Here is a 25,566-nt window from a genome sequence, read left to right on the forward strand (position 1 = left end):
CTCCGATCATTTGACGCTGGAGGGTTCGACGTGGCGCGCAGCCAACATCACCACACCAGACAGGAAGCAAGGCAGTGCACCGAACCACAGGGCAGCGCTGTGCCATTGGCCGCCGGTGGACAGCACGCTGGTGATGCCCAGGCCTGCGAGGATGGCACCGACCGGCCCCATGGCATGCACGATGGCGCCACCCGTTGCGCGGATGCTGGTAGGGAAGCTTTCGCCCATGAAGAACAGCATGGCCGAGTAAGGGCCTGTCAGGAAAAACAGCCCCAGGCTGTAGAGCGCGACCACGATCACCAGATCACTGGGCGCCTGAATCATCGCGAAGAACGCCAGGCCGCCCAGCATCCAGCCGATCGCGACCGTGTTGCGTCGGCCAATCCGGTCGCCCAGCCAGCCGTGGAACAGGTAGCCGATAAAGCCGACGAGGTTGGACAGCACCAGAATCCACAACGAATTCTCGAACGACAGGCCGTGTACACTCACGATCACCGAAGTACCCAGCACGCTGAATACCTGGATCGCCGACCAGTTGAGCAGGATTGCCAGGCTCAGGATCACCGTGGGACGAAGGGCCGCGCCGCGGAAGGCTGCCGCGACACCGGCTTTGGCGTGGTCGTCGTAGTCAACGCCATACTCGCGAGCCAGGCCGCGGGCCTGCGCATCCTGACCGGCTTTGCGCAACTGCACGATGCGCTGGTGCACCTGGAATTGCGGGCTCTCTTTCAGTTTGCGAGCCAGTATCGCGATGATGAACGCAGGCACGGCGGCAAAGATGAAGCAGCCCTGCCAGCCGATGCTCGGCAGCAGCAACGCTGTCAGGCCCGCAGCGATGAGCGCGCCCACCGGCCAGCCGCTTTGCACCAGGCTGTAGACGAAGCCGCGACGCTTGATCAGTTTCGGGTCGGTCGAAGCGGCGTAAATCTCCGTCAGGTACGTGGCGTTCACACCTTCCTCGGCATACCCAAGGCCTGCCACCGATCGCACGCCGATCAGCGCGCCTTTGCCCATGCCGGCGCACAGGGCGGTGAGCGCCGAGCACAAAGCTGCGCCGCCGATGGTGAACATGATGCCGCCACGGCGACCGATACGGTCTACGACAGGGCCGATGGCAAAGGCGATCACCGCGCCTCCCGCCGCCACCCAGGTGGCGATTTCAGCCTGTTCGGCTTCGTTCCAGCTGAAGTGCCCGCCCATGACCGGCAGCAGCGTGCCGAACAGGATGAAATCGTAAACGGCAAAGACCCAGGCAAAAAATGCGATCCAGGTCGCGTAGGTCACGTCTTTGGTCGCCAGTTGCACGGGCTTCCAGTCAGCAGAATCCATCGATTGTGTCGGCGTTGTGATGTGCGTGGTCATAGGGGCAATCTCGCAGGAGGCGTCAGGTCAGCGCTGACGGGGATTACGTTTGAGGAAGTCGTCGGCAATTTCGTCCATGGTCACGAAGCGCACACCGTCGTGGGCTTTCATGTGGTCGATGAGCCGCTCCAGCATCATCAGCACTTGCGGGCGGCCGGAGACGTCGGGGTGAATGGTGATTGGGAACACCGCGTAGTCCATTTCGCGATAGACCCAGTCGAACTGGTCGCGCCACATTTGCTCGATGTCGCGCGGGTTCACGAACCCGTGGCTGTTCGGTGCCTTCTTGATGAACATCATTGGCGGCAGGTCGTCGAGGTACCAGTTGGCCGGAATCTCCACCAGATCGGTTTCCTGCCCGCGCACCAGGGGTTTCATCCAGGTGTCAGGGTGGGCGCTGTAGTCGATCTTGGTCCAGCTGTCCTTCACGCGTACGTAGTAAGGGGTGAAGTCGTTGTGCATCAGGCTGTGGTCGTACTTGATGCCTTTTTTCAGCAGCAGCTCGTTGGTCACATTGCTGAATTCCCACCAGGGGGCCACGTAGCCGGTCGGACGTTTGCCGGCCAGTTGGGTGATCAGTTCGATGGACTTGTCCAGGACGATCTCTTCCTGTTCAGGTGTCATCGCGATGGGGTTTTCGTGGCTGTAGCCGTGGATGCCGATCTCGTGTCCGGCATCGGCCACGGCTTTCATCTGCTCTGGGAAGGTTTCCACCGAGTGCCCCGGAATGAACCAGGTGGTGCGCAGGCCGTAGCGTTCGAACAGCTTGAGCAAACGCGGCGCGCCGACTTCGCCGGCGAACAGGCCACGGGAAATGTCGTCCGGCGAATCTTCGCCGCCGTACGAGCCCAGCCAGCCAGCAACGGCGTCCACGTCGACACCAATGGAAACCAGAATTTCTTTAGCCATGGATCAGTCCTCCAATACCCCGGGCGATACAGGTTCAAGGGCGAAAGCCGGGCCTTTCGTCCTCAGGCAGAAAAGGGTCAGGCCGCGCGTACCAGCGGCTCGATGGCCAACGCGGCGCGCAACAGGTAATCGTCCTGGCCGCTGGGCGCCGAAAGCAGAAGGCTGGTAGGCAGGCCCTTGGCGTCTGTGCCGTTGGGGAGGGCGACCCCCGGCATGTCGAGCAGGCTGCCTGGCATGGTCAGGCGCAGCGTGGCGAGATTGGTCTTGGCAAACAGGTCGTCATCGAGCAGCAGCGCAGCCATGAGGGGCGCTACGTGGGCCACCGTCGGCGTGATCAACAGCGCGCCATCAAGCTCGGCGGCGAGTTCGGCACGCAGCCGCTCCGATGCCTGGTAGAGGCGAATCTGCTTGAAGGCAGGGAAGTCCCGGGCGGCCTCCAGCCGGCGTCGGACACGCGGGTCGAGCTGCTCGGCGTCGGGGCTGTCCAGCAATGCCTGGTGCAAGCAGAACGCTTCGGCGCTACCCGGCCAGCCCACCGTTTCAATGAGCTCCATGGCCCTGGCGAAGGCGACTACCGGGCGATCTTCGATGACGGCTCCGGCCCGCTCCAGCCGTAGCAAGGAGTCTGCGAGATTGGTTCGCACAGCAGGTTCCAGCTGCAGGTTTGCAAGCAGTTGCGAGTCGACTCTGATCCGTATCCCTCGCAGCGGCAGGGGCGAACGCAATGAGCCAGCAGAACTGCCAACGAGCAGGTTGTCGATGCAGATCACGTCTCGCACACTTTTGGCCAGTGGCCCCAGTGAGTCGAGCGATCGTGCCAGTGGATACACGCCATCGGATGGATAGCGAAGCCGGCTGCTTCGATAGCCGACCAGGCCATTGAAGGCTGCAGGCACGCGAATCGAGCCTGCGGTATCAGTCCCCATGGCGATGGGGACGATGTCTGCTGCGACAGCGATTGCAGAACCCGACGAAGATCCGCCCGGCGCCCGTTCGTTCCCGGGTTCGGCCCCCTGTAGCGGGGTGCCGAAATGCGGGTTCAGACCGAGCCCCGAATAGGCGAATTCGCTGAGGTTGGTCTTGCCCACATTGACCATGCCGGCCCGAGTCAGGATGGCGACCAAAACGGCATCTTCACTGGCGGCAGCCGCATGTTTGCGCACCTTGGCGCCAGCGGTGGTGATGCAGCCGGACATGTCGAACAGGTCCTTCCAGGCGACGGGCACCCCGTCCAGCGGTGACAGCGGTTCACCGGCCTGCCAGCGAGCCCTTGAAGCCAGAGCTTCCCGCCGGGCGCGGTCGCGGCTCATGGAAATGAAGGTCGCGGGAGATTTGTCAGCCCGTTCAAACGTCGACTCGACGATTTCCACCGGATCTGCTTTCCCCGTCGCATACAGTTGTGCCAACGCCAGAGCATCTGAGTACATAGTTGTTGCCTGCAATAATGTACAATTACGAAATAGGTACATTTATTGATAGGCACAGTTCATGCCATGTCACTCATTGATATGGGTGTTTTGCTTGGGAATGCTCAGCCATGCGGCTGAAGGCGGGCGGAAGGTTGAGAAGTGGCGCGAGTCGGTATAAATGTATGTGTAACGAAAAGATCCATTCGTGGGCAGTTTGGTAACCTCGTGCACCATTTGGGGTCTTCGCGGGGTGACATTTGATGCGTGATACGGAGCTGCGCCGTTGTGAGAGAATTTGCGCCTTGTCTGTCCGGGATTTCACCCATGCTCGAAACCAGCTCTGAAGATCGTGGCGCTTCGCGATACGAGATGATTCGTAACGCCCTGCGCGAGGCGATACTTGGAGGGCTTGCGACGCCAGGCCTGGTCATCGTGGAAGCACCACTGGCACAACTGTTCGGCACCAGCCGGGTACCTGTTCGGCAGGCATTGACGCTGCTCTTCGAAGAAGGACTGATCCGCCGCTTCGAGGGCAGGGGATACCTCATCGATCCTGGTAACCAGGGCGTCGCGCCTCAGCGTCTGACCGTGACCAGGGCGCTGCTCGGGCTGGAGCCATCGCTCGAACTGATCGACAACCGAGCGTTGAGCGAGCGCATCCACGATGAGTTGGCCAGCTGCGTCACCCGCTTCATGGTCTTTGGGCACTATCGCCTGGACGAGCAGCGAGCCGCTGACCAGTTGGGAGTGGGGCGCGCTGTGATTCGTGAAGCGCTGATGCGCTTGAAGGATCGTGGCCTGGTTGAAAAAGAGCCCTACGCCCAATGGCTCGCAGGCCCGCTCACGGCCCAGGCGGTCACCGAGGATTACGAGCTGCGCGCCTTGCTGGAGCCGGATGCGCTCAAGCAAGGGGCAGGGCAGCTTGATCGCGCTGAGCTGCAGGTGATGCTGGAGAGAATCGTCGCTGCCCAGCAGGCTGGCCCGTCGGTCAGCCGCGCTCAGATCGAGGCGATCGAGCAAGACTTGCATGTCACCTGCCTTGCGAATCTGAGAAATGGCCGCATGGCTTCCGTCATTCGACAAAGCCAGATTCCGATGAGTATCGGCAGGATCCTCCACGAAGCGCTCAACACCAGCACTGACGAGGCCATGTTGATCGAGCACAGGCTGGTCTTCGAGTCGTTGCTCTACGGCACGGGCGAGTCGGCGGCGATCAATCTCAGGGAACACCTGCTGCGCGCCTGCGAGAGAACGCTGCAACGCTTGAAGGTGCTTTCCGTTTTGCCTGAGCCTCCATTGCCCAGCTATCTCGAGCGGCTGGCATGAAGGAGTCGAGTGCGGGAAGCTGGCCTGATTTGCTGCCGTCTTCCCGCGATGGCGGGCTAGTATTCGTACGCTATTGACGGAGCGATGACGCTGCTTGCTCCGTCCCCTGCTTCAGCAATGTCGACAGCAGGGCTAAGCAATTGGTAGTAACGGGTGTGGAACTCGAACTCGCTGATCCTGCCTCCTATCTGCGCTTGCAATGCCATGCTCAGATGCCAGTCCCGCACATTTCGCAAGCTTTCCAATTGCCGCTTTGACCTCATATTCATGTCGTTTCGGCCTTCCTGTCCGAATGATCTGATTGCACGATCAATTCTTCGGGAGGGTGCCGATGGCAGCAATATACAAACGAAGGAATCCACAGCAGGTGGGTTGTCGATTGAAGGGAAATGCCGGTTAAAGCTGCAAAAGCCGATGAACAGCAGGCGGACTCGATGTCCGCCAGCGTGCAGCGCTTGGCCAGGTAGTGATACTTACCGCCGCGCCACCGCAATCAATGCAGTAGATGGAATGGGCAGCACAGGATCGTCGCCTGCCATGGCCCTGACCTCGGCAACCACTGCCGCCTTCTCTGTGTCGGTCAGACTGGTCCAGTCGGGAGACATGCCAAACAGCGTGTCAGGGTTGTCGAGCGACGTTACCTCCAGCTGATAGGCATGCGTCACACTCTCGATGACCGGCTCGCGAAACCCGGCGGCGATCAGTTCGCGGGCGAAATCCAGTGGGTCGCTCAAGGCTTTCACCGCTTCGGGCATCGCCATGCCCTGGCGATCCGGGAAAAGCTTTCGCCGCACATTGCCCAACAGCAGAAACGTCGCCGCACCCCTCTCTTGCCACGTCGCGACAACGCCATGGCCCCCGATGGCGGTGACGCGATGCATTTCGGCCAGCCCCTTGCGCCAGTCAGGAAACATGATCACACCGAAGATCGAGAACGTCGCGTCGAAGCTTGCGTCTGGCAGATCGAGCGCCTGGCCGTCCATGACCCGGGCCTGCACATTGGCAAGCCCTGCGCTTTTCACACAGGCCACCATGCCGGCGGAAAAGTCCGTCGCCAGCACCTGTGCGCCTGTTCGTGCGGCAGCCAACGCGAGGGCACCGGTGCCGGTGGCCACATCGAGCACGCGGCTGTGCGGCGTCAGCGGGACTCGTGCGAGTGCTGCTTCTGCAAAATGCGCGGTGAAGGGATGCGCGGTTTTCTGATAATGCTTTGCCGCGACGTCCCAGTGATCGGGATTCTCGAATTCGTGCATGGCCCTGGCCTCGATATTCATGTAACTTTAGAAGTATCATGAGTGCATGCTTTCTGCCAAGCAGCAAAATGTCAAGGAGCAAATGGTGCGCAACGACAGTCGTCTTTCGCGAATGCTACATATCCTGGTGCACATGGCGCGGCACGGTGGGCCAGTCACTTCCGAACGCATAGCCGCGATGCTGGGAACCAACCCGGTGGTCGTTCGCAGAACCATGTCGGGCCTTAGGGATTCAGGCTACGTTCGCTCGGAGAAGGGGCACGGTGGCGGCTGGGTCATCACCTGCGATCTTGAGCAGGTCACGCTACTGGACATCTACAACGCCGTGGGGCAGCCCACACTGTTCGCCATCGGCAACGAGCGCGCCAACCCCGACTGCATGATCGAGCAGGTCGTCAACCTGGCGGTGGAAGAGGCCTTGCGGGAAGCGGAGTCGGTGCTGGTGGAGCGGTTTCGCGGCGTCAGCCTGGCCGAACTCAATCGCCTGTTCGATGCACGCCGTACTGCTGGCCACCGGGAGTGAGGCGAACCCTGGGTGATTGCCGCGCAAGCTGAGATGCAGGATCGTACAAGAGCGACGAGGCCCGGGTTCGGTAGGCTGAGGACTCCAACCAGAGAGGATCTGCCATGTCTGTATCACACCCGCAACGCACTGCCGCGCCCGTGAACCTCGCGCAAAAAGCCTCGATGATCGACCAGCAGTGGAGCCCGAGGGTCGTCGCGGAAATGAACGACTATCAGTTCAAGGTCGTGCGAATCGAAGGTGAGTTCATCTGGCATTCGCACCCGGAGACTGACGAAGCGTTCCTGGTGCTTGAAGGCATCCTGCGCATCGATTTGCCAGAGGGCTGCGTGTATGTGCGGCCCGGTGAGCTGTATGTCGTGCCACGTGGCGTGGAGCACAGGACAGCGGCTGAGGGGGAGGCGAAGGTGATGATGATTGAGCCGCGGGGCGTGCTCAATACTGGTCAGGAAGGGGGTGAGCGGACTGCGTTGAATGATGTCTGGATTTGAGTTGGAGCCCGAGAGAGGGCGTAAGGCCGGCCCTGCTTTTGACCCATAGCTGATTTCGTTGACCGGGTGGCTACGAAATTGAAACGTCTCGCGCTGGCATCCAGGGACGTCAGCGCTTGTCTGTTATCTTACCGTTGCTGACCCGCTAGATAGCTTCTTCGCTGTGATTGGAATTCTGCGTATAATGACTTAGGGTCAGTAGTCGCACCAACTGAGCTGACGCTGTCAGCAAAAATGCGATAATAAAGCAAGAATTGTCTTTTGTCTTTGGAGTATGTCCCTTGCCAAGTGTGATCGGGTAGGCGCGATATTATTTCGTTAAATAAAAAGTTGTTTATAGTCTTAACTAGGTTTGTTGATATCGATATGGCAGTTTGAAGGGAGAGATAGTCGAGCAGCAAGGGTTTTTCTAATAACTCTCTATGGTCTTGAATTCCTAGGGCTAGTGCGTTAGAGGCACCTAGTCGACCAAATCTATGCACGGCACAGTGCCGAAGATGGCAAATTTTTACATAGTCATCTATGGAGGCTTCCACATAAGAAGGTGAATGTCCTTTAATGCCCAAGCATTCTTTTATAGTGCCGGTAATGCTTTCTTTGCTTATAAATGAGACTCTTTCTAGAATGGCTTCAGGCATCATATCTTTATGTAAATGAATCGCGGCTCCAAACGAAATGTCTCGCTTGTATGATGCATCCTGCGAAAATTCATCATTTGAAATTATTTTTCTGAGCAAAGTTCTCAGATAGCTTTCAACAGCGGCAATTACGCCTAATAAGACAAGTTGTCCTTGCAGAGGATCGAAGTTGCTGGGGTCTGGGGATAATCTATTGATTGAGTGCAGCCGCTCTAGGAACTGATCTATCGGTGAAGATGTTGGTTCCAAATGATTGCTATCGAATAGCAAGTGGGTACTGAGTAGTGGTGGCGCAGGAACTACACAAGTTGTTAGCTGAGTCTTAAAAGGAGTGGCCATTATGAAAGAAACTCCTCAACAGTCAGCTCGACTTTTCTTATAATATTTTCGGCGCGTCTAGGTCCGACGTAATTTGCTTTCTGAAGCTCGCTTGATGCATTCTGTGAAATGACCACGTCAGACACACTACGAATATTCGTATCTTGATGTATCCTTCCAATCAGAGTTTCGCTTATTCCAGGCACCTCGCTCAGGGGAAGCTTCATGCATTCTTCGAAGAGTGACGAACCCACTAGAGGCTCTCCACAGTTGTGGCAGAATTGCTGCGAATCGTTGAAGCGTTGAGTGCCGCACTTTTTGCAAGGAGGCAAGTCAAGCTTTAAATCCGCCAACTCTCGAGAAGATAGCAAAGATTTAAATTCTCGCCTTAGAGGATGTTTTGCGGGAGTAGCCATCATCAGTTCGGACAGTCCGCGAAATGTATTTCGCTTTCCTTCCTTAAAGGCACCACTCTGATAGAGAAATGCTAAGTGGGGAATGTATCGGTCATATTTTCTATTTTGTCCATGTGATACTGATTGCAACGGAAAAATCATGCCAACTTCAATTAGAAACTTAATCATTCGATCAGCTAGTAGAGTGCGATCCCCACTCTGAAGTATGCCTAAGACAATGTTACGCCTGGAAAGGTCTTTGTTCTGAAGTGTAGATACTTCCATCACAGCGTTTGAAAAAAATGACCGCCCGATTTGAATGACGGAAGAGAATTGCTTGAGTTTTAACGCAATGGAATCGTACTCAGCGCCTATGAGTTCAACCTGTTGGTCAATAATCTTATTGACTTTTGATTGCGAGGTGCCAGCTCTCTCCGAAAAAAACTCACGAAGTAGCCTTAGAAAAACGCGTGGAATTCCGAATGCTGTATATTTGAATAGCTCCAGAATGTCTGGAGATATGCTCTTTTGCTGATCGGAGGATAGCCTTCTGTTAGCTATGTCACCCATTATGGTTGAGTATGCTGGATCCTCTACAGACAGCCAAAGGGGAACTTCTTCTACTTCATGAGATGCGTGAAAGGTCGGCCCGTATTGGGTGGTGCCTGGATAGACCGAGGCCTTGGGTGCGATACCTTCAACTTTCAACACCCTGAAAATTTCGAAGAACGCTACTAGATACTGGTCAGATAAGCTCAGCGCTGCGTCATCTAATAATAATACAGCGCGATTTCTGTTGAACCTGGCATTAAGTGATCGCACTGCCCTTATAACGTGATCCACTGTTAGGAACTGGCCAAAGCTCTCGTAGAGTTCGACCCCCGAGCCTCTTTCTAAAAGTGAAATAAGTTCGCGTAGTTTTTGTTCGTCATAGATAGGGTCGAGATCTTTGAGAAAATCTCCGCTACTGCTGAGGTCGTTGATATAGTCAAAGGCGCTAAGCAGTATTCTTGCGAGCACCCAAGAGTGAAAGCGTTTAAGCGCGTCCGGTGTTTTTTTCAATAGAGGCTCTAGGTGGAGGTATCTATTGAAGCTAGAATATAGAACTAGTGGTGACGATTTGTTGAGAAGGGATTGGGAATAGATGTAGCGCATTAGATGCGTCTTGCCTGTTCCTCTAGGGCCTATCAGTAATTTCGCCCCGGTTGCTAATAGTTTTTGCCGGGCTTTCTTTAGTATCTCACCGTCAGCCAAAGAGGTGGAAATTTCTTCGGTTGAAAGTTGGTCGGCTCTCTCTTCAAATTCCATTTAAACATCCTTGCATTAGTCAAGAGTAACTGGAAACGTTACTAATTCTTTTTTTGCTAATTGCTTTGCGGCTACACCATAAGCATGTGCTGATATCCAATCTCGACCTTCTCGACTGGCCATCTGGGCCAGCACGTGCTCACGCACATGAGGCAAACATTTTATAACATATATACAATCACTTACAGCAAATGTACCTGCTTTAACACCGACAATTTTACTATCGAGGTTTCGACCTATTCGTGAAATCAATATGTCGCCTGGTTGTGCTTTTACATAAAATGGATAGTCATGCGAAGTTTTTGCACTATAAGCGCTGAAATCTAACCATTTTCCGATGTCTTTTTCTTTAATGTCCGTTATGTGCAAAACCGGGAAATTGGCGTTTTTCATTTGGGAGCTTGATAAGCTACCACGCTTTATATCTGAAGCGAGCTCTCGCAAGTAGGTGGTTTTGCAGGTTGTGATGGCTGCTTTAATTCGTTCAAAGTGAAAGGCGTAGTCTAGTCGTTCCGATGCGTGTAAAACGTCAATAAAGAGTGGTTCGCTAAGGGTTTTGTCTCGAGCTAGGCAGTAGATGCGAACATCGTCTTGATGTTTCTTTGTTTTTTGCAATATCACGATGCTGGCTAATGCATCAGTATGGTGAAAGGAACCGCGCGGCAGTTGAATTACCTTTGTCACAGCGTAGCTATTAATCAAAACTGACCTAAATTTTTTATATTTTTTTGCTGTGATTAAGCTGTCTGGAAGTATAATTCCAAGCGTTGCGCCTTCGCTCATTAGTCTGAGGTTTTGTGCTAAAAAAAGTAAGCCCGCGTCGACATCCGAAGGAAAAGGGAGGCAGTCGTTAAAACCTGCATCTTCCAAGATCGCAGTAAACTCGTTTCGCCACTTGGGGGTGATAAATGGAGGATTGCAGACAGCCACATCAATTGGGGCGTTGGCGCAATCAAGCACTGTTGATAGGTCTTCACATAAGGCATCGATCACGAAATGCTCATGAAATACGTCAACAGAAGTTCTCCCTGCGGAGATGTTGGGGAGTTCAACTTCTGGGTCGATATCAACGGTAAGAACTTTAATCTCAGGCCAGCGTGTTTTTGCGGCACCGCTTAGAGAACCTGATCCCGCTCCAAGATCTAGCAGGCGGACGGGAGAAGTAATATCGAATTGTTCTACCAAAAACGAACTGATCTCACTTCTAGTATAATACCGACCTAAAATATCTGAGCCAGAATTGGTTGTGATAGTCGGCAATTTTCAATCTCATTTCGTCGCAAAAACCAACGCGCGATTCTACAGCCATCCCGACGGGGATGGAAGAAAGGTCGCAGCACTGAGAGCACGTTAAATTTTTCTTTTTGCTTCGTCAGCCGACTACGCTGCTTCTTTCTGCTTCGCACGTCCCGTCGGACCTCCAACTGGAGAGTTATCCTTAGCACGCGCATGGGGTCGGAGGTGTACCTTTGCGCACGGCCGTTTTTGCCCAAAGCCGCCAAAAAGTGAGCGCCTCACGCTCCCCAATCGCCTCGCCCACGCGACGAATAGCCGCAGATTTCCCCCTCCCGATCCCCCCCCGCCACGATTACATCCCAACCCATTAGCCCTGTCGGGTTCCCTATTGCGTGCGATAACCGCTTTAGAAGGAATCTGGTAATGAAAGCGTTTCAAATCGGTACCCAGCAGGGCCTGGATTCACTCACCGCCATCATCCGTCCCGAGCCTGTTGCCGGGCCGGGTGAAGTCATCCTCGCGCCTCGCATGGTGAGTCTGATCAGTCGTGATGTGCAGATCCTGCGCGGGGTGTACGGTGCTCTGCAGGCACCTGAGCGGGTTCCGGTTTCGGAAGGTGTGGGTGAGGTCGTTGCGGTCGGTGAGGGCGTCAGCCAGGTGCAGTCGGGGGATCGGGTGATCTGTGGTCACTTCCCGAGCTGGCTTGAGGACAAGTTCAGCCCCCGCGTGTTTGCTCACGATATGGGCGTGTCTCACGAGGGCTGGCTCGCTGAAAAGGTCGTTCTGCCTGCCGCCGCGTTGACGCGTGCCGGCTGCGCTTGCAGATGCAGACGTCGCTGCGCTGGCCTCGGCCGGGCTGACGGCCTGGAATGCACTGGTGGAGGTGTGCAAGGTCAGGCCTGGCGAGCTGATGCTGTGCCTTGGCACGGGTGGCGATTACGTCTTCAAGCGATGAGAAGCTTGAGATTGCACGTCAATTCGGGGCTGACATCACGGTCAATTACCGCGAACATGCCGACTGGGCGGGCCAGCTCATGAGCCTGACCGACAACGCCGGTGCTGATGTCATCATCGAGACCGCCGGCCAGGACACGCTGGGCCAGTCGATCGCCGCTGCCGCCGTGAACGGGCGTATCGCGGTGATTGGAGTCACGCCGGGGCAGCGTTCGCCGATCCCCGACTATGTCTCGCTGGTCCTCAGGAACGTCACCATCCGGGGCATTGCCAACGGCAGCCGCGAGATGTTTCTGGACCTGATCCGCGCTATCGAGTCGAACGGCATCCAAACCGTTGTCGCCAAGACCTTCACGTTCGATGAGGCGCCTGAAGCCTTTGCTTTTCTTGCTCCTGCGCAACATCTGGGCAAGATACTGATCGGGTTTGACCGGCGCTGACAGCACCTCGGGCTTCGGCGCGCATCACCAGCCAGATCCCCACGGCGGAGACTGCCATCCCTGCCGCCATCTGCCACGACAGCGGCTCGCCGAACATCGCCCAGGCCCAGACCAGGGTGATCGGCGGGCTTAGGTAGAGCACGCTGGCGACGCGGGTCGCGCTGGACCGGCGCAGGCACACCCAGTACAGCCCGTACCCTCCGAGGGTCGACAGGGCCACGGTCCACAGCACGCTCAGCGCGAAGCCCGCGGTGGGGATGGGGGCCAGGCTGCCTTGGCTGCCTTCGATGGCTGCGAATGCAAAGCTTGAGACAAAACACTGGACCCAGAGATTGGGCAGTAGACCCATCGGCTGCGAACGGACGCGCTTTTGCCAGAGTGTCGCCACCGCCAGCGAGAACATGCCCGCCACCGGCAAGCCGTAGGCCCACAGCGGAGCATCGCCCAGCACCAGCGCATCATGCGTGACCCATAGCACCCCGAGCAGGCCGACGATCAGGCCCAGCCAGACTTGTCGACCCAGGCGCTCACCCAACGCCAGCGCGGCCAGCACCGCCATGCCCAGCGGCAGCAGGTCTGCACACAATGCTGCAAGCCCGGCAGGCACTCCGAGTTCGATGCCCTTCGTCACCCCGGTCAGATACCCCGCCATCGCCAACAGCCCGATGCCTGCATTGGTCAGCAAGAGGGAAAAGGGCGTCTGGCGCAGTGACCGGAAAACGAACGGCAACAACAGGACGCACACCAGGACGCAGCGCCAGAACACCACGAGCAGCGCGGGGGCGTAGTCGATGGAAAACCGCGCGCCGATGAACCCGGAACTCCAGGTCAGCAGCAACCCTGCCTCAAGCAAGGGCAGCGGCAGTGTCCGACGCCTGCTGTGGCGTGTGGGAGGGTTGTCTTGAATCGGAATGTGCTGGCTCATTCCCAGACACTACGGAACAGGCGTAGTCTAATAAATCAAAATATCATGCAGTACTTCTTCACAGGTATTGAACCATGACGGCGATCCTCGACATCGATCTCCTGCGTACCTTTCATGCGGTGGTGCGCATCGGCAAATTCAGCGCAGCGGCCGAACACCTGCATAAAAGCCCGGCGGCGGTCAGTGTGCACATTCAGCGCCTGGAGGCGGTGGCGGGCGGCCGGCTGCTGAACCGCGACAACCAGTCGATTTCGCTGACGCTGCTGGGCAAGCGCCTGCTGACCTCGACCGCCGAACTGTTGCGCAGCCACGATCAGGCGCTGGCCGACCTGCACGGGACCGACCTGGCAGGGCGCATCACGGTCGGCGTGCCTGACGAATACGCGGCCCACGTGATCCGGGATATCTTGCCGACGTTCAGCGCGGCCTGGCCAAACGTGGTACTCGAACTCAGGACCGGGCCGAGCCATGCGCTGCGCGAGCTGATCCTGCGTGGAAAATTGCAGACGGCGGTCATCGCTCAGTCCCAGGGCAATATCGGGCCCGACACTCAACTGCTGATGGCGACCACGCCGGTCTGGGTGGGGCCGTCGAGCGCCGCGTTGACGCAGCATGACCCCTTGCCGCTGGCGGTTCACGCGCTGCAATGCCCTTACCGTGAGGCCATGGTCCAATCGCTGAAGGCATCCGGACGCCGCTCGCGGATCGTCCTGGAAAGCCACTCCAATCAGGCGGTCAAGGCCTGTGTGGAAGCGGGGTTGGCCATCAGCGTGATCGACCGCGCCAAGGTCACCGAGCGCATGCAGATTCTCGAAGGGTTGCCGGTCATTCCTGACCACGACATCGTGTTCATGCGCAACCCGGCCTCCCGGGACGATGAGGCTGTGGAGTTGCTGGCGCGTGAGATGCAGCGGTCGTTCCGGATGTAGGGGCACGGCGTCCCGACCTTTAGAAAAGGCCTTGCGGCCACCGCGAATCCGAGTCTTCCGCGATGGCCCGCCCCCCAGGAAAAGTGGGCGTCAAAGCCGTCTGCTGATGGCCTCGGCAATCATGATGGTGGTCACGTTGGTCGCGACCGAAGGGATCTCCGGCATGATCGACGCATCCACCACATGCAGGCCGCTGACTCCCCGCACGGCGCCGTTCTCGTCGACCACGGCGGCGGGGTCATCGCTGGCGCCCATGGGCACCGTGGAAGTCGGGTGAGCATAACCGTCCACCGATGCGATGATTGCCTGCTTCAACGCTTCATCGTCCTGAATCTCGGCCCCAGGGGTCATTTCGAATGCGACGGTGTCGCTGAAGGGCGCTGTCCTGCCAATGCGTCGGGACAGCTTGACGGCTTCCATCATGCGCCGCAGGTCGCTGGGGTCCTGGAAGAAGTTATAGCGGATGACCGGGGCCACTCGCGGATCGCGGCTGGCCAGGCGCACCGAGCCGACGGACCTGGGCAAGGTGACGGCGCACGCCAGCACGATGGCGCCCCCGGTGGGGCTTTGCGCAGGGTCGAAGATGTGTGTCCCGGAGATGTGCAGATCCAGTGCGTCGCCTTGCGCCTCGCTTGAGCGCGTCCAGATGATCGCGCCGGCAGCCGGTGTCATCGAGTTGGTTTCCGGCTTCAGGGCGTACACGTTATAATAGAACGGATGCTCCTTGAGTGTTTCACCCACCGGCGCATCGACGACAAGCGGGATGTCCAGCTCGGCAAGGTGGGCTGCTGGGCCGATACCCGAACGCAGAAGAATGGCCGGGCTGCCGAATGCGCCTGCCGAGAGGATCACTCGCTGCGCCGACAGTGTCTGGCCATCGATGAGGCGTACGCCGGTGGCCTGCTGACCTTCGAACGTGACCAGGTCCACTTCTGCATTGCCCAGGATGGTCAGGTTCGGGCGACGGCGAATGTCGTCAGTCAGGTAGGCCATGCCGGTATTGATGCGTTGGCCGTCCACCACGTTCAGCGGGTAGGGCGAGACGCCGTTTTGCTCGGCGCCGTTGAAGTCGCTGATGCGCTTGAGGCCGGCCGCTTCAGAGGCGAGGGCGAACGCCTGCATCGACGGGGTATTTTCTTCCATGCTGCGTTGGCGGATCGGGAAAGGGCCCGAGCGCCCGTGCCAGGCGTCGTCTCCGCTGGGCGTGTTTTCAAGCGCCTTGTAGACCGGCAAGACGTCATCGAAGGACCAGCCCTTGATGCCTTTGCGCGTCCAGTTGTCGAAATCTGCGGCACGTGCACGCATGGCCACGGCGGCGTTCACCGCCGAACTGCCCCCTAGCACCTTGCCGCGCAACGCGTTGACGTCGTGCCCCAGCCCCGCATGATCCGAGGTGTGGTAACCCCAGTCGTGTGCCGTATCACCGCCGACCCGATTGGCGTTGGCGAGCACGTCCGGGTACTCGGATGGGGCGTAGGCGTGCCCGGCCTCGAGCAGCAGGATCCTGCATGACGAGTCCGCGCTCAAACGGTTGGCGAGCACTGCCCCGGCAGAGCCTCCGCCCACGATGATAACGTCGAATGTCTGTTTCAGCGTCTGTTCAGTTGCCATGGTCTTTCTCCTTGTTTTCAGGGCGTTTGTTCTGATGGATGAATGAGGTCAGGCCGCGTTGAAGGCGCCGCGCAGAAAGCCGGCGGTGCGATCAAGGGCGCTGGCGCTGCTGTGCAGATGGGCAAGGTCAAGCTGAAACACGTGATGCATGCCTTCCCAGATTTCCAGGTCGACCTGCACGCCAGCGCTTCTCGCACGCGCCGCGAACTGGCGTGAGTCATCCAGCAGGCGCTCGTCGGATCCGGCCTGGATCAGCAGCGGCGGCAGGCCTTCGAGTGAGGCAAACAGGGGCGAGGCTCGCGGATCCGCTGGATCGGCTCCGGCCAGGTAGTGACGGGCGCATTGCTTCAGATACTCATGGCCGATCAGCGGGTCTTCCACGTTTGGATCGGTCATGGAAGCGCCACTGAAGGTCAGATCGACCCAGGGTGAAAAGACCACGCCGGCCAGCGGCGCAATGGCTTCGGCAGATTGGGAGAGGCTGGCCAGTGTCGACAGCGCCAGGCCGCCTCCCGCTGAATCACCCACCAGTGCGATGCGTGAGTAGCCCTGATCGATCAGCCAGCGCCAGGCTGCCAGTGCGGCGTCGGTGGCCTGAAGGAACGTGTTTTCAGGGGCGAGCGGGTAATCGATGACCAGCGCTGCGGTGCGGGTCCGTCGGGCGATCTGGCTGACAAAACCGCGATAGGCCGCTGCGCTTCCTTGAACGTATCCGCCTCCATGCAGGTACAACAGGACCTGGCCGGGCAGGGCGTCGACGGGAGCCACCCACCAGCCACTCGCGCCTGGGGCATCGATGGCGTGCAGGGTCGTACCGGTCGCCAGTGGCGTGGCGCCGATGAAGGCGTCATAAACGGCTCTGGGCTCCCCTGGAGTGGTCGCCCAGAACCGCGCGAACTGTTCCCGCAGGGCGTATTCACGCTGGCGCTCTTCAGGCGAAATGTGCAGCGTGGTGAAGCGTTCCGGGGCAAGGATGTGGGTCATGTTCGGTCACCTGCATGAAGTTGAGGGCAAAGGGTCCCCTGCACGCGGTCAGGAGGCCGCGCGGCGGGATTGCATTGCGATCAGGCGTGAATCAGGCGGGAATCTGTCCGAAACCGCCATTGGCGTACTTGGCGAGGGTTCGTCGGATGTCTTCCTCGGTGCTCATCACCAGCGGGCCGCGTTTGATGAAGGGCTCGCCGATGGGTTTGCCTGCGATCAGCACGAAGTGGCACGCCTCGCCTGCAGTCATCGCCAGTTCGATGCGGGAACCGGCGCTCACAGTGGTGGCGTGACCGGCAGCAATATTGCGTTCTTCGGCCTGGCAGTGAAGGACCAGGTTACCGTTGACTGCATAGATCCAGGCCTGCATCCCCTCGGGCAGCACATGAGTGAAGGCGCTGTTCGCTTGCAGAAAACCATCAAGCAGGGTCAGTGGCTCGGGTGTGCCTTCGGCGCCTGTTGACTCGCCACTGCGGCCCAGCACCACTCGCACACGATGCCCCGGCCCGTGAATCACAGGGACCTGCTCATCCGTGACGTGAAGGGTGCGCGCCGGTGCCTGCTTGAGATGAGCCGGCAGATTGACGAACAGTTGCAATGCGTGGACGCGGGCGTTGGCCGCCGGGGTTTCTTCATGGGCCGCGCCGCTGGCGGCTGCCAGCCAGTAAAGATCACCGGCCTTGAGGGCCAGGTTATGACCCAGGGTGTCGCGGTTCAGAAAATCGCCCTGTGAATCTTCGAACAGCGCGGTCACCGCAGAGATACCGGCGTGCAGATGAGGCGCGAAGGTGGGGGCGGTCATCACGAAGTGGTCCACCATCAGCAGCGGATCCATGCGCGTGGCGAACATTTCTTCTGAAAAGTGCAGCGCCGTGAAGCCTTCACCGATTGTGTGAGTGACGCCCGGAACGACTGCGCCCAGTCGTTGATCAACGAGCATGTCGGGTTCAAGCGTGGCGATGTGATTCATGGTGCAGCCCTCTGATTGGCGTCGTGTCGAAGGCCAATCTAGAGGTGAACCCGGATCCCGAGAAGCCGTTGTTTTCGGGACTCAACGTCCAGCCTCATGGACGATCTACATCAGCACCTTTTTCGGAAACTCCCGGGCCAGATGGTCGAGGAAGGCGCGCACCGACGGCAGCAGCCCCTGCCGGCACGGAATGAGCGCCGTGATGGTGGAGTCCCCCGCAAGCCATTCCGGCAGCACCCGTCGCAAGGCCCCTGATCGCACCGCCGCCCGGCAGACATAACCCGGCAACGCCACAATGCCCAGGCCACTGATAGCGGCATGCTGCAAGCCGGTCATGTCGTCGCTCTGAAGCCGTGGTTCCAGGGGGATGACCACTTCCTCGTTGGCGTGATGGGCATGACGCAGGCGCCATACCGGGGCTACGCCCGACCGGGCCATGAACAATGCGGGATGTCTGTGCAGATCCTGAGGGGTCCGGGGCTCCCCGTTGGCGTCCAGATAGGCCGCCCCGCCGAACAGGAACCAGGGTGCCGGCGCCAGCGTGCGCTGCACCAGATCCGAGTCAGGCAATGGACCGGAATGGGCACGCACCGCAACGTCGTAGTTCTCACCGACGATATCCACGGTGCGGTCTGCCGCATGGGACACGACGTTGACCTTGGGGTATTGAGCGAGGAAGTCAGCGATGATTTCCGACATCGCATATTGCATCGTCGCGTTGCCCGCCGTGCAACGAATGGTGCCGGTGGGTTCGGTCAGGCGGTGCCTGATGGTGCTTTCGGCAAGCTCCGCCTCGCGCAGCATGGCCACGGCGTGCTGGTAGAACTCCGCCCCGGCGTCCGTCATCCCGAATTTGCGAGAGGTGCGGTTGAGCAGGCGCACGCCCAGGTTGGTTTCCAGTTGCTGGATGCGGTGGCTGAGGGTGGATTTGGGAATCTGCAGGGTTCGACCGGCTGCGGTGAAGCCGCCCCGGTCGACCACATGGACAAAGAAAAAGAAGTCGTTGAGATCCAGCACTCGTCACCTCATCGTTCGTCTGGTTGGACGCTGAGGTGGGAGTGTGCCGGTAAATTGCGGGTTGTTCCAGAGACGTTATAGGGAGTTTTCAGCCACGGTAGGCCGAGGCTATCTGCCCGACCAGCGTTGCCCATGGCATGTCCAGCGCGCCATAGACGGGCCCTGCTTCGGGTCTGCCGTTGTCCTTGAGGATCTCGACCATCAGGGTCGCGTAGTCCGACAGAATCACCCCTGCCTGCATCATGCGCAACAGGCCGACCTGGTGCTTGGTGTCGCTGAATGTCCCGGACGCATCGACTGCGACGTAGGCATCGTAACCCCGCGACACGGCGGTCATGGCCGGAAATGCGGCGCAGACCTCAAGCGAGATGCCAGCGAAGATCAGCTTCCTGCGCCCGGTGGCTTCGATGGCGCTGGCCACGCGGTCATCGTCGTAAGCGTTGACCGAGGAGCGGTCGATGATTTCGATGCCGGGCAGTGCCTCGACCAGTTCGGGGAAGGTCGGCCCCCACATGCTGTCCCGCGCCGTGGTGGTCACGACAATTGGCAGCTTCAGCGCCAGTGCCGCCTTGGCGAGCGCCACCACATTGTGCTTCAGCTCGCCAGTGGAGTAGTCACGAACGCCGGTCATCAGTCCCACCTGATGGTCGACCAGAACCAGGGCGGCGTTGTCGGCGGTGAGCGGTTCATAGGTGCGTAGGCTCATTTCATCATCCTCTTGAGTAGAAATGGTTTCATCCGGCGACCGCGTTTGTGGTCGTGGTGGAACAGAAGCTACGGCTTAAGGAACGCTCTCAGAAGCCCATGAAACCCGAACTCAGCTTCTAACCTGTTGGACGATCTCATCAGGCGGGAAATTTTCCGAACCTTTGCCAAGAGCCCCTGCCTTACCTGTAAGTCCCCATGGTGACTGGCAAGGAGAGCCTGATGACCAGCAATACCCGATCAAAACGGCAAGTCGAGAGTTTGCGTCGCATACGTGAGTGGCATCTGGAAAGTGCGCTGCGGGCCCAGATGGACGGGCGCGGTGACGAAAGCAGGTTTCATATGCACCACTACCGATTGCTGGGCCCGGCAGTAGAGCACAGCGAACCCGGGGTCGCAGGACGTTCGACCCTGTCAGTCACGGGTTCGCGTGTTGATTGAAATGGGCAGGCGTTGATCAGTTCTGCAACGCCTGCACCGAACCGCCATCGACCCGCAGATTGCTGCCGTTGATGAACGAGGCGCGGTCCGACACCAACAATGCAATGGCCGCCGCGACTTCTTCCGGCTTGCCACGGCGCTTCTGCACAATGCCCGGGCGCTCCTCATCGAGGAAGCTTTTGATCGCCTCGTCGAACGACACGCCCATTTCCTGGGCCCGCTTTTTCATCATGCCGTCAGTCATGGGCGTTTCGATAAAGGCCGGGGCCACGGTGTTGCACAGCACGCCATGGGCAGCTTCCTTGTACGACAGATTCTTGATGAAGGCCGCCAGCGATGCCTTGGCGGTGTTGTAGACCGCTTCTTCCCAATAGGGCTGCGTGGCATTTTCCGAGGTGATGCACACGAAGCGGCCCCAGCCGCGGGTGCGCATGTCAGGGATCGTGGCGCGTGCAACTCGCACGGCGGAGAAGAAGTCAGTGTTCCAGGCTTCCAGATAGTCCTGGTCAGACAACTCCAGCGGGTCGCCCTTGGCGCCCGTGACGCCGGCCGTGTGGACCACGATGTCGATCTTGCCGAACTTCGCCCGGCCCTGGCTGACGACGCGTTCGACCTGATCTTGCCGGGTCATGTCGGCGGCGACGAAGAGGGCGTCTATGTTCAAGCCCGCATAGGCCTCTTCCAGCTTGTCCTGCTTGATGTCACTCAACACCAGCAGCACGCCTTCTTCGCTCAGTTGCCTGGCAGTGGCCAGCCCGATCCCTCCGCTCGCACCCGTGATCAGCGCGACGCGGCCTTTGATTCCCAGATCCATAATCACCTCGTTGTTACTGATGGTGCCGACAGCTCGGCATGCAAGTGCCCAAGGGGCGCGTGTTCATTGATCGCCAGGTGCGATGCGCCTGGCGAAGGCAAGCATCAGCTTTGCCAGGGCCTGGGGTGTTTGCAGCGGCATCAGATGCCCGGCCTCGGGAATGACTTCCAGCTGACTGTGCGGGAAGGCTTCAAGCGTGGTTGCGCGTTGCTCGTCAGGGCCGGGCACTTGCTGGTCGGCCCCGCCGCAGATCAGCAGCACGGGATAATTCATCGTCCCCAGGCGGCTGCTCCAGTCTTCACGGCTGCCATGGTCAACCCAGGCGCGCCACGCGGCCAGGTTGACGTGCTCGGCATCGGCGATGGCGATTTCCCTGAGGTGATCGGGAAGCCGAACGGCGCTGGAGTCATCCACGAACGCCTCGGCGGCAGGCCGGCTTTTATCGTAGGCACGCTGTTCGTCACGCTCACTGTCAGTCATCGGCTGCGGGCCGGGAGGAGAGGGGGCGACCAGCACCAGGCCCCGCAGGTAGGCGGGATGTCGGGACGCCAGGACCACCGCGACCTTGCCTGTCATGGAGTGGCCCACCAATACGCAATCGGTCAGGCCCAACTCGCGGATTGAGCGATCCACATGGTCAGCCATCGCTTCCACGCTGTAGCCTTCAACGTGTACCGCATCACCGAAACCTGGCGTGTCCAGTGCCACGCACAGATGCGTGCGGTCAAGGTAGGGAAGGGTTGGCGACCAGGTGCGATGCGAGCCACCCAGAAAATGCATGAGGACGAACGCCGGTGACCCATGACCTTGAATGCTATGCGGGAGCATGACGGTTACTCGTGGATGTTTGCTAGTTGAGCGATGCGAGACTGCCAAAGTTCAAACGGATCCACTCGTCTTGCGGGTCTTCTTCGCAGGCTTGTTTTCAGCACCCCCGAGACGAATCCAGGTCGGCGCGTGATCGCTTGGATGCTCTTCGCCGCGCACCCAGGCGTCGACACCGGCATCCTGCAGACGAGGCGCCAGGGCTGGATTGAGCAGGAGGTGGTCGATGCGCAGGCCGGAGTTTTTCTGCCAGTGCTGACGGAAGTAATCCCAGAAGGTGTAGACGCGTTCGTCCGGATACAGGTGCCGCACCGAGTCGATCCAGCCTTGAGCCAGCAGGCGGCTGTAGCATTCCCGGCTCTCAGGCTGGAGCAGGGCGTCCTTGAGCCAGGAGCGCGGGTTGTAGATGTCTTCGTCCGTCGGCACCACATTGAAATCCCCGGCCAGTACGACAGGGTGTTCACTGGCGTGCAATGATTTCGCGTGCTCGATCAGGTGTTCGAACCAGCGCAGCTTGTAGTCGAACTTTGGCCCGGGCTGAGGGTTGCCGTTGGGCAGGTACAGGCAGGCGACAATCACGCCGTGGGCCGCTGCTTCGATGTAGCGCGCCTCGGTATCCGCCTCCTCGCCTGGCAAGCCCTTCTGGATCAGCTGGGGTTCGGAGTCACGGGCCAGGATGGCCACGCCGTTCCACGAGGTCTGGCCCAGGTGCACAGCGCCATAGCCTGCGGCTTCGAGGTCGCTGGCCGGGAACGCCTTGTCCGGTGCCTTGAGCTCCTGCAAACAGACGATGTCAGGCTGCTCGCGGTCCAGCCACTGCAACAGATTGGGCAGGCGGGCGCCGATGCCGTTGACGTTGAACGTGGCGATCTTCAGGTTTTCCACTCTGCGCACCTTCGACTAGTCCGAGCCTATTTATCTGAGGGTTTGCGAGTGACGGAGTTCGCGATTTATCGCCGGCGTGAGTCTTGCCAGACAACGGCGGGAATCGGCGAGGCTGTCGAGGTCATTCGCCGTTGCACGCCAGGGCTGCGTGTATCAGTGTCAAATGGCTGAGCCCCTGGGGGAAATTCCCAAGGGGCAGGTCGGAATCGGGGTCGAGCATTTCCGCCATCACGCCATGGCTAGGCGTGATCCGTTTCAACAATGCCTCCAGTATGTGCTGGCCTTGTTCTCGCTGGCCCAGCAACGCGTAGGCTTCCACCAGCCAGAACGAGCAGGCGAGAAAGCACCCTTCCTTTCCTTCGGCGCCGGTGTAGCGAAAGATCAACGGGCCCCGCGACAATTCCCGGGCGACTGCTTCGCGGGTGAGGACGACCCGGTCCACGCGTTCGAATCCAAACCGCGCAGCCAGCAGCACGGACGCATCGAGGCGGTCGGTATTGGCATACATGGTGTAGGACTGCTTGCGCTCGGACCAGCAGTGCTCGTCGATCCAGTCGCGAATCCTGTCGCGCTCCCTGGCCCAGCGCTGGGCTTTGCCGTCGGGAATCTGGCCGGCGTCGGCCAGTTTGCTGGCGCGGTCCAGGGCCACCCAGCAGCCGATCTTCGAGATGGTGTAGTGGCGTTGTTCCGGCAACTCCCAGATGCCTGCGTCAGGCGTCTGCCATTCATCCGCGCACTGATCGGCAAGGCTGTGCAGCAATTGCGCCGTGCCCTCGTCGAGCAGATGACCTTTGGCGACAAACAGCGAAGCGGTTTCGAGAATGTCTCCATACAGGCTCAGTTGCAGTTGATCGTACGCCGAGTTGCCGATCACGACAGGGCGGCTGTCCATGTAGCCTGACAGAGGAATTTCCTGAACGTCGTCCACTCGATCACCGTCGAGGGTGTAACACACATGCATGCGTGGCCCGTGCTTGCGAATCACCCCGATGAGCCAGGCGAATGCAGCCTTGGCCTCCTGCAGCGCGCCGACCCGCAGCAGGGCCTTGATCGTGTACGCCGCATCGCGCACCCAGGCATAGCGGTAATCATAGTTACGGTCGGAGCCGATTTTTTCCGGTAGCGAGCTGGTTGCGGCAGCGGCGATAGCCCCGCTTGGCGAGTAGAGCAGCAGCTTCAGCGCAAGGGCTGAGCGTCGCACCTCGGTGGCGTAGGCGCCGGTGAAGTCCAGCGTTTTGGTCCAGTCGCGCCAGGCGCCGTCGCTCAAATCGATCCGGGCGTCGATCTGCTCCAGAGTGGGGACCGCGAACGGCTCGTCCTCAGAGGCGAGCAGAGCCAGCGTCACTCGCCGCCCGGCGCCGACCGTGAAGCGTGCCCTCACCAGGCGATCGGTGTACTCGGTGATCTCAACCTCGGGGCTGGTGCGCAGCATCACCATCAAGGTAGCGATGTGAAACACCTTGCCGTGCTGAGTGTCCTGAATCCATGGGCTTGCAGTGTCGGCACGGGTGCCTGGCCTGAACACCAGATCAAACTCGACTTCGCCTTCGACGCCCTCCAGGCGCCGCGCCAATTCACTCCAGGGCAAGCGCCCGGCATTGCCGCTGTTGAGCGACTCCGTCAGACGCACACTTCCTGAAGCCGTGGTGAAGGTCGTGCAGGCAACGTTGCTGTCGGGCAGATAATCACGCTCGATGGTGAAGGCCTCGCGCGGCGTCAGGCTGAAAAAGCCACCCTTGCCGGCACTCAACACCCGGTCAAACAGCGGTGGCGAGTCCATGTTGGGCGCGCACCACCAGTCAATGGAGCCATCGGTTGCCGACAGGGCGACGGATCGACCGTCACCCAGGGCAATGTACTGGTCCAGAGGTACGTAGCCATTCTCACGGGGCGAGATGGTGCGCTGGACACTCATGGAAGTGGGTTACCGCCGGTTACGCCGAACACTTCGCCAGTGATGTAGCTCGACTCCTGGTTGGCCAGCAGCACGTAGATCGGGGCGCATTCGGCGGGCTGACCCGGACGGCCCATAGGCGTCTCGGAGCCAAATGTGGGAATCTTCTCTTGAGGCTGGCCGCCACTGGGTTGCAACGGCGTCCAGAACGGGCCGGGCGCTACCGCATTGACGCGAATGCCCTGGCTGATGACCTGTTTTGCCAGCGCCTTGGTGAAGGCGACGATGGCTGATTTGGTCGGGGCGTAGTCCAGCAGCGTTTCCGAGGGCTGATAGGCCTGAATCGATGCCGTGTTGATGATGGTCGCGCCAGGCTTGAGCAAGGGCAGGGCAGCCTTGCAGATCCAGAACAGGGCGTAGACGTTGGTCTTGAATGTTTCATCGAACTGTTCAGTGGTGAGATCGGCGATGGATTTCTGCGCGATCTGCTTGCCGGCCACGTTGACCAGGATGTCCAGACCGCCCAGGCCTTCCGATGCTTTGCTGACCAACTCTTTGCAGAACGCTTCACTTTTCAGGTCACCCGGGATGCACACCGCCTTGCGTCCTTCGGCTTCGATCAGAGCGACCACTTCCCGGGCGTCAGCTTCTTCTTCCGGCAAGTAGTTGAGGGCGATGTCGGCGCCTTCCCGGGCGTAGGCAATAGCGGCCGCGCGGCCTATGCCGGAGTCTGCCCCGGTGATCAGCGCTTTGCGACCTGCCAGCCTGCCAAACCCTTTGTAACTGGTTTCGCCATGGTCCGCGGCGGGCTGCATTTCATGCACCGTGCCTGGCGGGGTCTGGGGTTGCCTGGGGAATTCAGGTTGTGGGTATTGGGTCAGCGGGTTTTGCATCGCGAATTGGTTTTCGGTCGCCATTACGCATTCTCCTGCGAATCATTGAAGGATCTGATGGCGTTTGCGCCAACTTGAGTCCTAATGTCCGATGGGCCGCAATGGCAAAAC

General features: G+C 59.3%; 25 protein-coding genes. 7 read left to right on the forward strand and 18 right to left on the reverse strand.

Annotated elements, in window-relative coordinates; translation table 11 throughout:
• Positions 1 to 6: 6 nt before the first annotated feature.
• From ACIPO9_RS08790 to ACIPO9_RS08800, 3 genes are all read right to left on the reverse strand, one after another.
• The gene (locus ACIPO9_RS08790; protein WP_400780134.1) at positions 7 to 1,329 is read right to left on the reverse strand and encodes an MFS transporter; all 1,323 of its coding nucleotides are present in this window, start codon (positions 1,327 to 1,329) and stop codon (positions 7 to 9) included.
• Positions 1,330 to 1,389: 60 nt separating this feature from the next.
• Complete coding sequence (locus tag ACIPO9_RS08795; protein ID WP_274130565.1) at positions 1,390 to 2,271, reverse strand: polysaccharide deacetylase; 882 nt, start codon at positions 2,269 to 2,271, stop codon at positions 1,390 to 1,392.
• A 77-nt stretch (positions 2,272 to 2,348) separates the two neighbouring features.
• Positions 2,349 to 3,698, reverse strand: a complete 1,350-nt coding sequence (locus tag ACIPO9_RS08800; protein WP_400780136.1) for an amidase — start codon at positions 3,696 to 3,698, stop codon at positions 2,349 to 2,351.
• A gap of 306 nt (positions 3,699 to 4,004) precedes the next feature.
• Between ACIPO9_RS08800 and ACIPO9_RS08805 the strand changes: the two genes are divergently transcribed.
• Positions 4,005 to 5,006, forward strand: coding sequence for a GntR family transcriptional regulator (locus ACIPO9_RS08805; protein WP_274130563.1), 1,002 nt, complete (start codon positions 4,005 to 4,007; stop codon positions 5,004 to 5,006).
• A 473-nt stretch (positions 5,007 to 5,479) separates the two neighbouring features.
• Here ACIPO9_RS08805 and ACIPO9_RS08810 read toward each other — a convergent pair whose 3' ends face one another.
• Entirely contained in the window at positions 5,480 to 6,280 is an 801-nt protein-coding gene (locus tag ACIPO9_RS08810) for a class I SAM-dependent methyltransferase (RefSeq protein WP_400780138.1), read from the reverse strand.
• Positions 6,281 to 6,344: 64 nt separating this feature from the next.
• Here ACIPO9_RS08810 and ACIPO9_RS08815 point away from each other — a divergent pair, with 64 nt between their 5' ends.
• Positions 6,345 to 6,782, forward strand: a complete 438-nt coding sequence (locus ACIPO9_RS08815) for an Rrf2 family transcriptional regulator (RefSeq protein WP_400780140.1) — start codon at positions 6,345 to 6,347, stop codon at positions 6,780 to 6,782.
• Positions 6,783 to 6,886: 104 nt separating this feature from the next.
• Positions 6,887 to 7,273, forward strand: a complete 387-nt coding sequence (locus ACIPO9_RS08820; protein WP_400780142.1) for a cupin domain-containing protein — start codon at positions 6,887 to 6,889, stop codon at positions 7,271 to 7,273.
• A 128-nt stretch (positions 7,274 to 7,401) separates the two neighbouring features.
• Here the strand turns inward: ACIPO9_RS08820 and ACIPO9_RS08825 are convergent, their stop codons facing one another.
• From ACIPO9_RS08825 to ACIPO9_RS08835, 3 genes are read right to left on the reverse strand one after another with little or no spacing between them, the layout of a single operon-like run.
• Positions 7,402 to 8,250 carry a hypothetical protein gene (locus ACIPO9_RS08825; RefSeq protein ID WP_400780143.1) on the reverse strand — a complete coding sequence of 283 codons (849 nt, stop codon included), beginning with the start codon at positions 8,248 to 8,250 and terminating at the stop codon, positions 7,402 to 7,404.
• Positions 8,250 to 9,932: a hypothetical protein gene (locus ACIPO9_RS08830; protein WP_400780144.1), complete on the reverse strand. Its 1,683-nt coding sequence runs from the start codon at positions 9,930 to 9,932 to the stop codon at positions 8,250 to 8,252. Before ACIPO9_RS08830 ends, ACIPO9_RS08825 begins: the two co-directional genes overlap by 1 nt.
• A 15-nt stretch (positions 9,933 to 9,947) precedes the next feature.
• Positions 9,948 to 11,192, reverse strand: a complete 1,245-nt coding sequence (locus tag ACIPO9_RS08835) for a class I SAM-dependent DNA methyltransferase (protein WP_400780146.1) — start codon at positions 11,190 to 11,192, stop codon at positions 9,948 to 9,950.
• A 399-nt stretch (positions 11,193 to 11,591) separates the two neighbouring features.
• Here ACIPO9_RS08835 and ACIPO9_RS08840 point away from each other — a divergent pair, with 399 nt between their 5' ends.
• Positions 11,592 to 12,206, forward strand: a complete 615-nt coding sequence (locus ACIPO9_RS08840) for an alcohol dehydrogenase catalytic domain-containing protein (RefSeq protein WP_400780148.1) — start codon at positions 11,592 to 11,594, stop codon at positions 12,204 to 12,206.
• The gene (locus ACIPO9_RS08845; RefSeq protein ID WP_400780150.1) at positions 12,098 to 12,562 is read left to right on the forward strand and encodes a zinc-binding dehydrogenase; all 465 of its coding nucleotides are present in this window, start codon (positions 12,098 to 12,100) and stop codon (positions 12,560 to 12,562) included. Before ACIPO9_RS08840 ends, ACIPO9_RS08845 begins: the two co-directional genes overlap by 109 nt.
• On the opposite strand, the gene ACIPO9_RS08850 is transcribed toward ACIPO9_RS08845, so the two are convergent.
• On the reverse strand, positions 12,474 to 13,487 hold the full coding sequence (locus tag ACIPO9_RS08850; protein ID WP_400780151.1) for a DMT family transporter: 1,014 nt from the start codon (positions 13,485 to 13,487) through the stop codon (positions 12,474 to 12,476). The genes ACIPO9_RS08845 and ACIPO9_RS08850 overlap by 89 nt on opposite strands.
• Before the next feature lie 74 nt (positions 13,488 to 13,561).
• Between ACIPO9_RS08850 and ACIPO9_RS08855 the strand changes: the two genes are divergently transcribed.
• Complete coding sequence (locus tag ACIPO9_RS08855) at positions 13,562 to 14,416, forward strand: LysR family transcriptional regulator (protein WP_400780153.1); 855 nt, start codon at positions 13,562 to 13,564, stop codon at positions 14,414 to 14,416.
• 90 nt (positions 14,417 to 14,506) lie between these two features.
• On the opposite strand, the gene ACIPO9_RS08860 is transcribed toward ACIPO9_RS08855, so the two are convergent.
• The 5 genes from ACIPO9_RS08860 to ACIPO9_RS08880 form a co-directional block, all read right to left on the reverse strand.
• Entirely contained in the window at positions 14,507 to 16,027 is a 1,521-nt protein-coding gene (locus ACIPO9_RS08860; RefSeq protein WP_400780155.1) for a GMC family oxidoreductase, read from the reverse strand.
• A gap of 48 nt (positions 16,028 to 16,075) precedes the next feature.
• Entirely contained in the window at positions 16,076 to 17,011 is a 936-nt protein-coding gene (locus ACIPO9_RS08865) for an alpha/beta hydrolase (protein WP_400780157.1), read from the reverse strand.
• A gap of 91 nt (positions 17,012 to 17,102) precedes the next feature.
• Complete coding sequence (locus ACIPO9_RS08870; protein ID WP_400780159.1) at positions 17,103 to 17,981, reverse strand: pirin family protein; 879 nt, start codon at positions 17,979 to 17,981, stop codon at positions 17,103 to 17,105.
• Between the two features lie 105 nt (positions 17,982 to 18,086).
• Positions 18,087 to 18,998: a LysR substrate-binding domain-containing protein gene (locus ACIPO9_RS08875; protein WP_400780161.1), complete on the reverse strand. Its 912-nt coding sequence runs from the start codon at positions 18,996 to 18,998 to the stop codon at positions 18,087 to 18,089.
• A gap of 88 nt (positions 18,999 to 19,086) precedes the next feature.
• Entirely contained in the window at positions 19,087 to 19,704 is a 618-nt protein-coding gene (locus ACIPO9_RS08880) for an isochorismatase family protein (protein ID WP_274130546.1), read from the reverse strand.
• A 221-nt stretch (positions 19,705 to 19,925) separates the two neighbouring features.
• On the opposite strand from ACIPO9_RS08880, the gene ACIPO9_RS08885 reads away from it, so the two are divergent.
• Positions 19,926 to 20,144, forward strand: coding sequence for a hypothetical protein (locus tag ACIPO9_RS08885; protein ID WP_400608259.1), 219 nt, complete (start codon positions 19,926 to 19,928; stop codon positions 20,142 to 20,144).
• Between the two features lie 16 nt (positions 20,145 to 20,160).
• Here ACIPO9_RS08885 and ACIPO9_RS08890 read toward each other — a convergent pair whose 3' ends face one another.
• From ACIPO9_RS08890 to ACIPO9_RS08910, 5 genes are all read right to left on the reverse strand, one after another.
• A complete protein-coding gene (locus ACIPO9_RS08890) occupies positions 20,161 to 20,958 on the reverse strand; it encodes an SDR family NAD(P)-dependent oxidoreductase (RefSeq protein WP_400780163.1) in 798 nt (265 codons plus the stop codon).
• Positions 20,959 to 21,021: 63 nt separating this feature from the next.
• Positions 21,022 to 21,786 carry an alpha/beta fold hydrolase gene (locus ACIPO9_RS08895; RefSeq protein WP_400780164.1) on the reverse strand — a complete coding sequence of 255 codons (765 nt, stop codon included), beginning with the start codon at positions 21,784 to 21,786 and terminating at the stop codon, positions 21,022 to 21,024.
• Between the two features lie 51 nt (positions 21,787 to 21,837).
• The gene (gene xth / locus ACIPO9_RS08900) at positions 21,838 to 22,668 is read right to left on the reverse strand and encodes an exodeoxyribonuclease III (RefSeq protein ID WP_400780166.1); all 831 of its coding nucleotides are present in this window, start codon (positions 22,666 to 22,668) and stop codon (positions 21,838 to 21,840) included.
• 121 nt (positions 22,669 to 22,789) lie between these two features.
• Entirely contained in the window at positions 22,790 to 24,583 is a 1,794-nt protein-coding gene (locus ACIPO9_RS08905; protein ID WP_400780167.1) for a glycoside hydrolase family 15 protein, read from the reverse strand.
• Positions 24,580 to 25,479 carry an SDR family oxidoreductase gene (locus ACIPO9_RS08910; protein WP_400780169.1) on the reverse strand — a complete coding sequence of 300 codons (900 nt, stop codon included), beginning with the start codon at positions 25,477 to 25,479 and terminating at the stop codon, positions 24,580 to 24,582. The genes ACIPO9_RS08905 and ACIPO9_RS08910 overlap by 4 nt, the downstream gene beginning before the upstream one ends.
• Between the last annotated feature and the right edge of the window lie 87 nt (positions 25,480 to 25,566).

The organism is Pseudomonas sp. NPDC090203, from assembly GCF_044746765.1.
GTDB lineage: Bacteria > Pseudomonadota > Gammaproteobacteria > Pseudomonadales > Pseudomonadaceae > Aquipseudomonas > Aquipseudomonas putida_AD.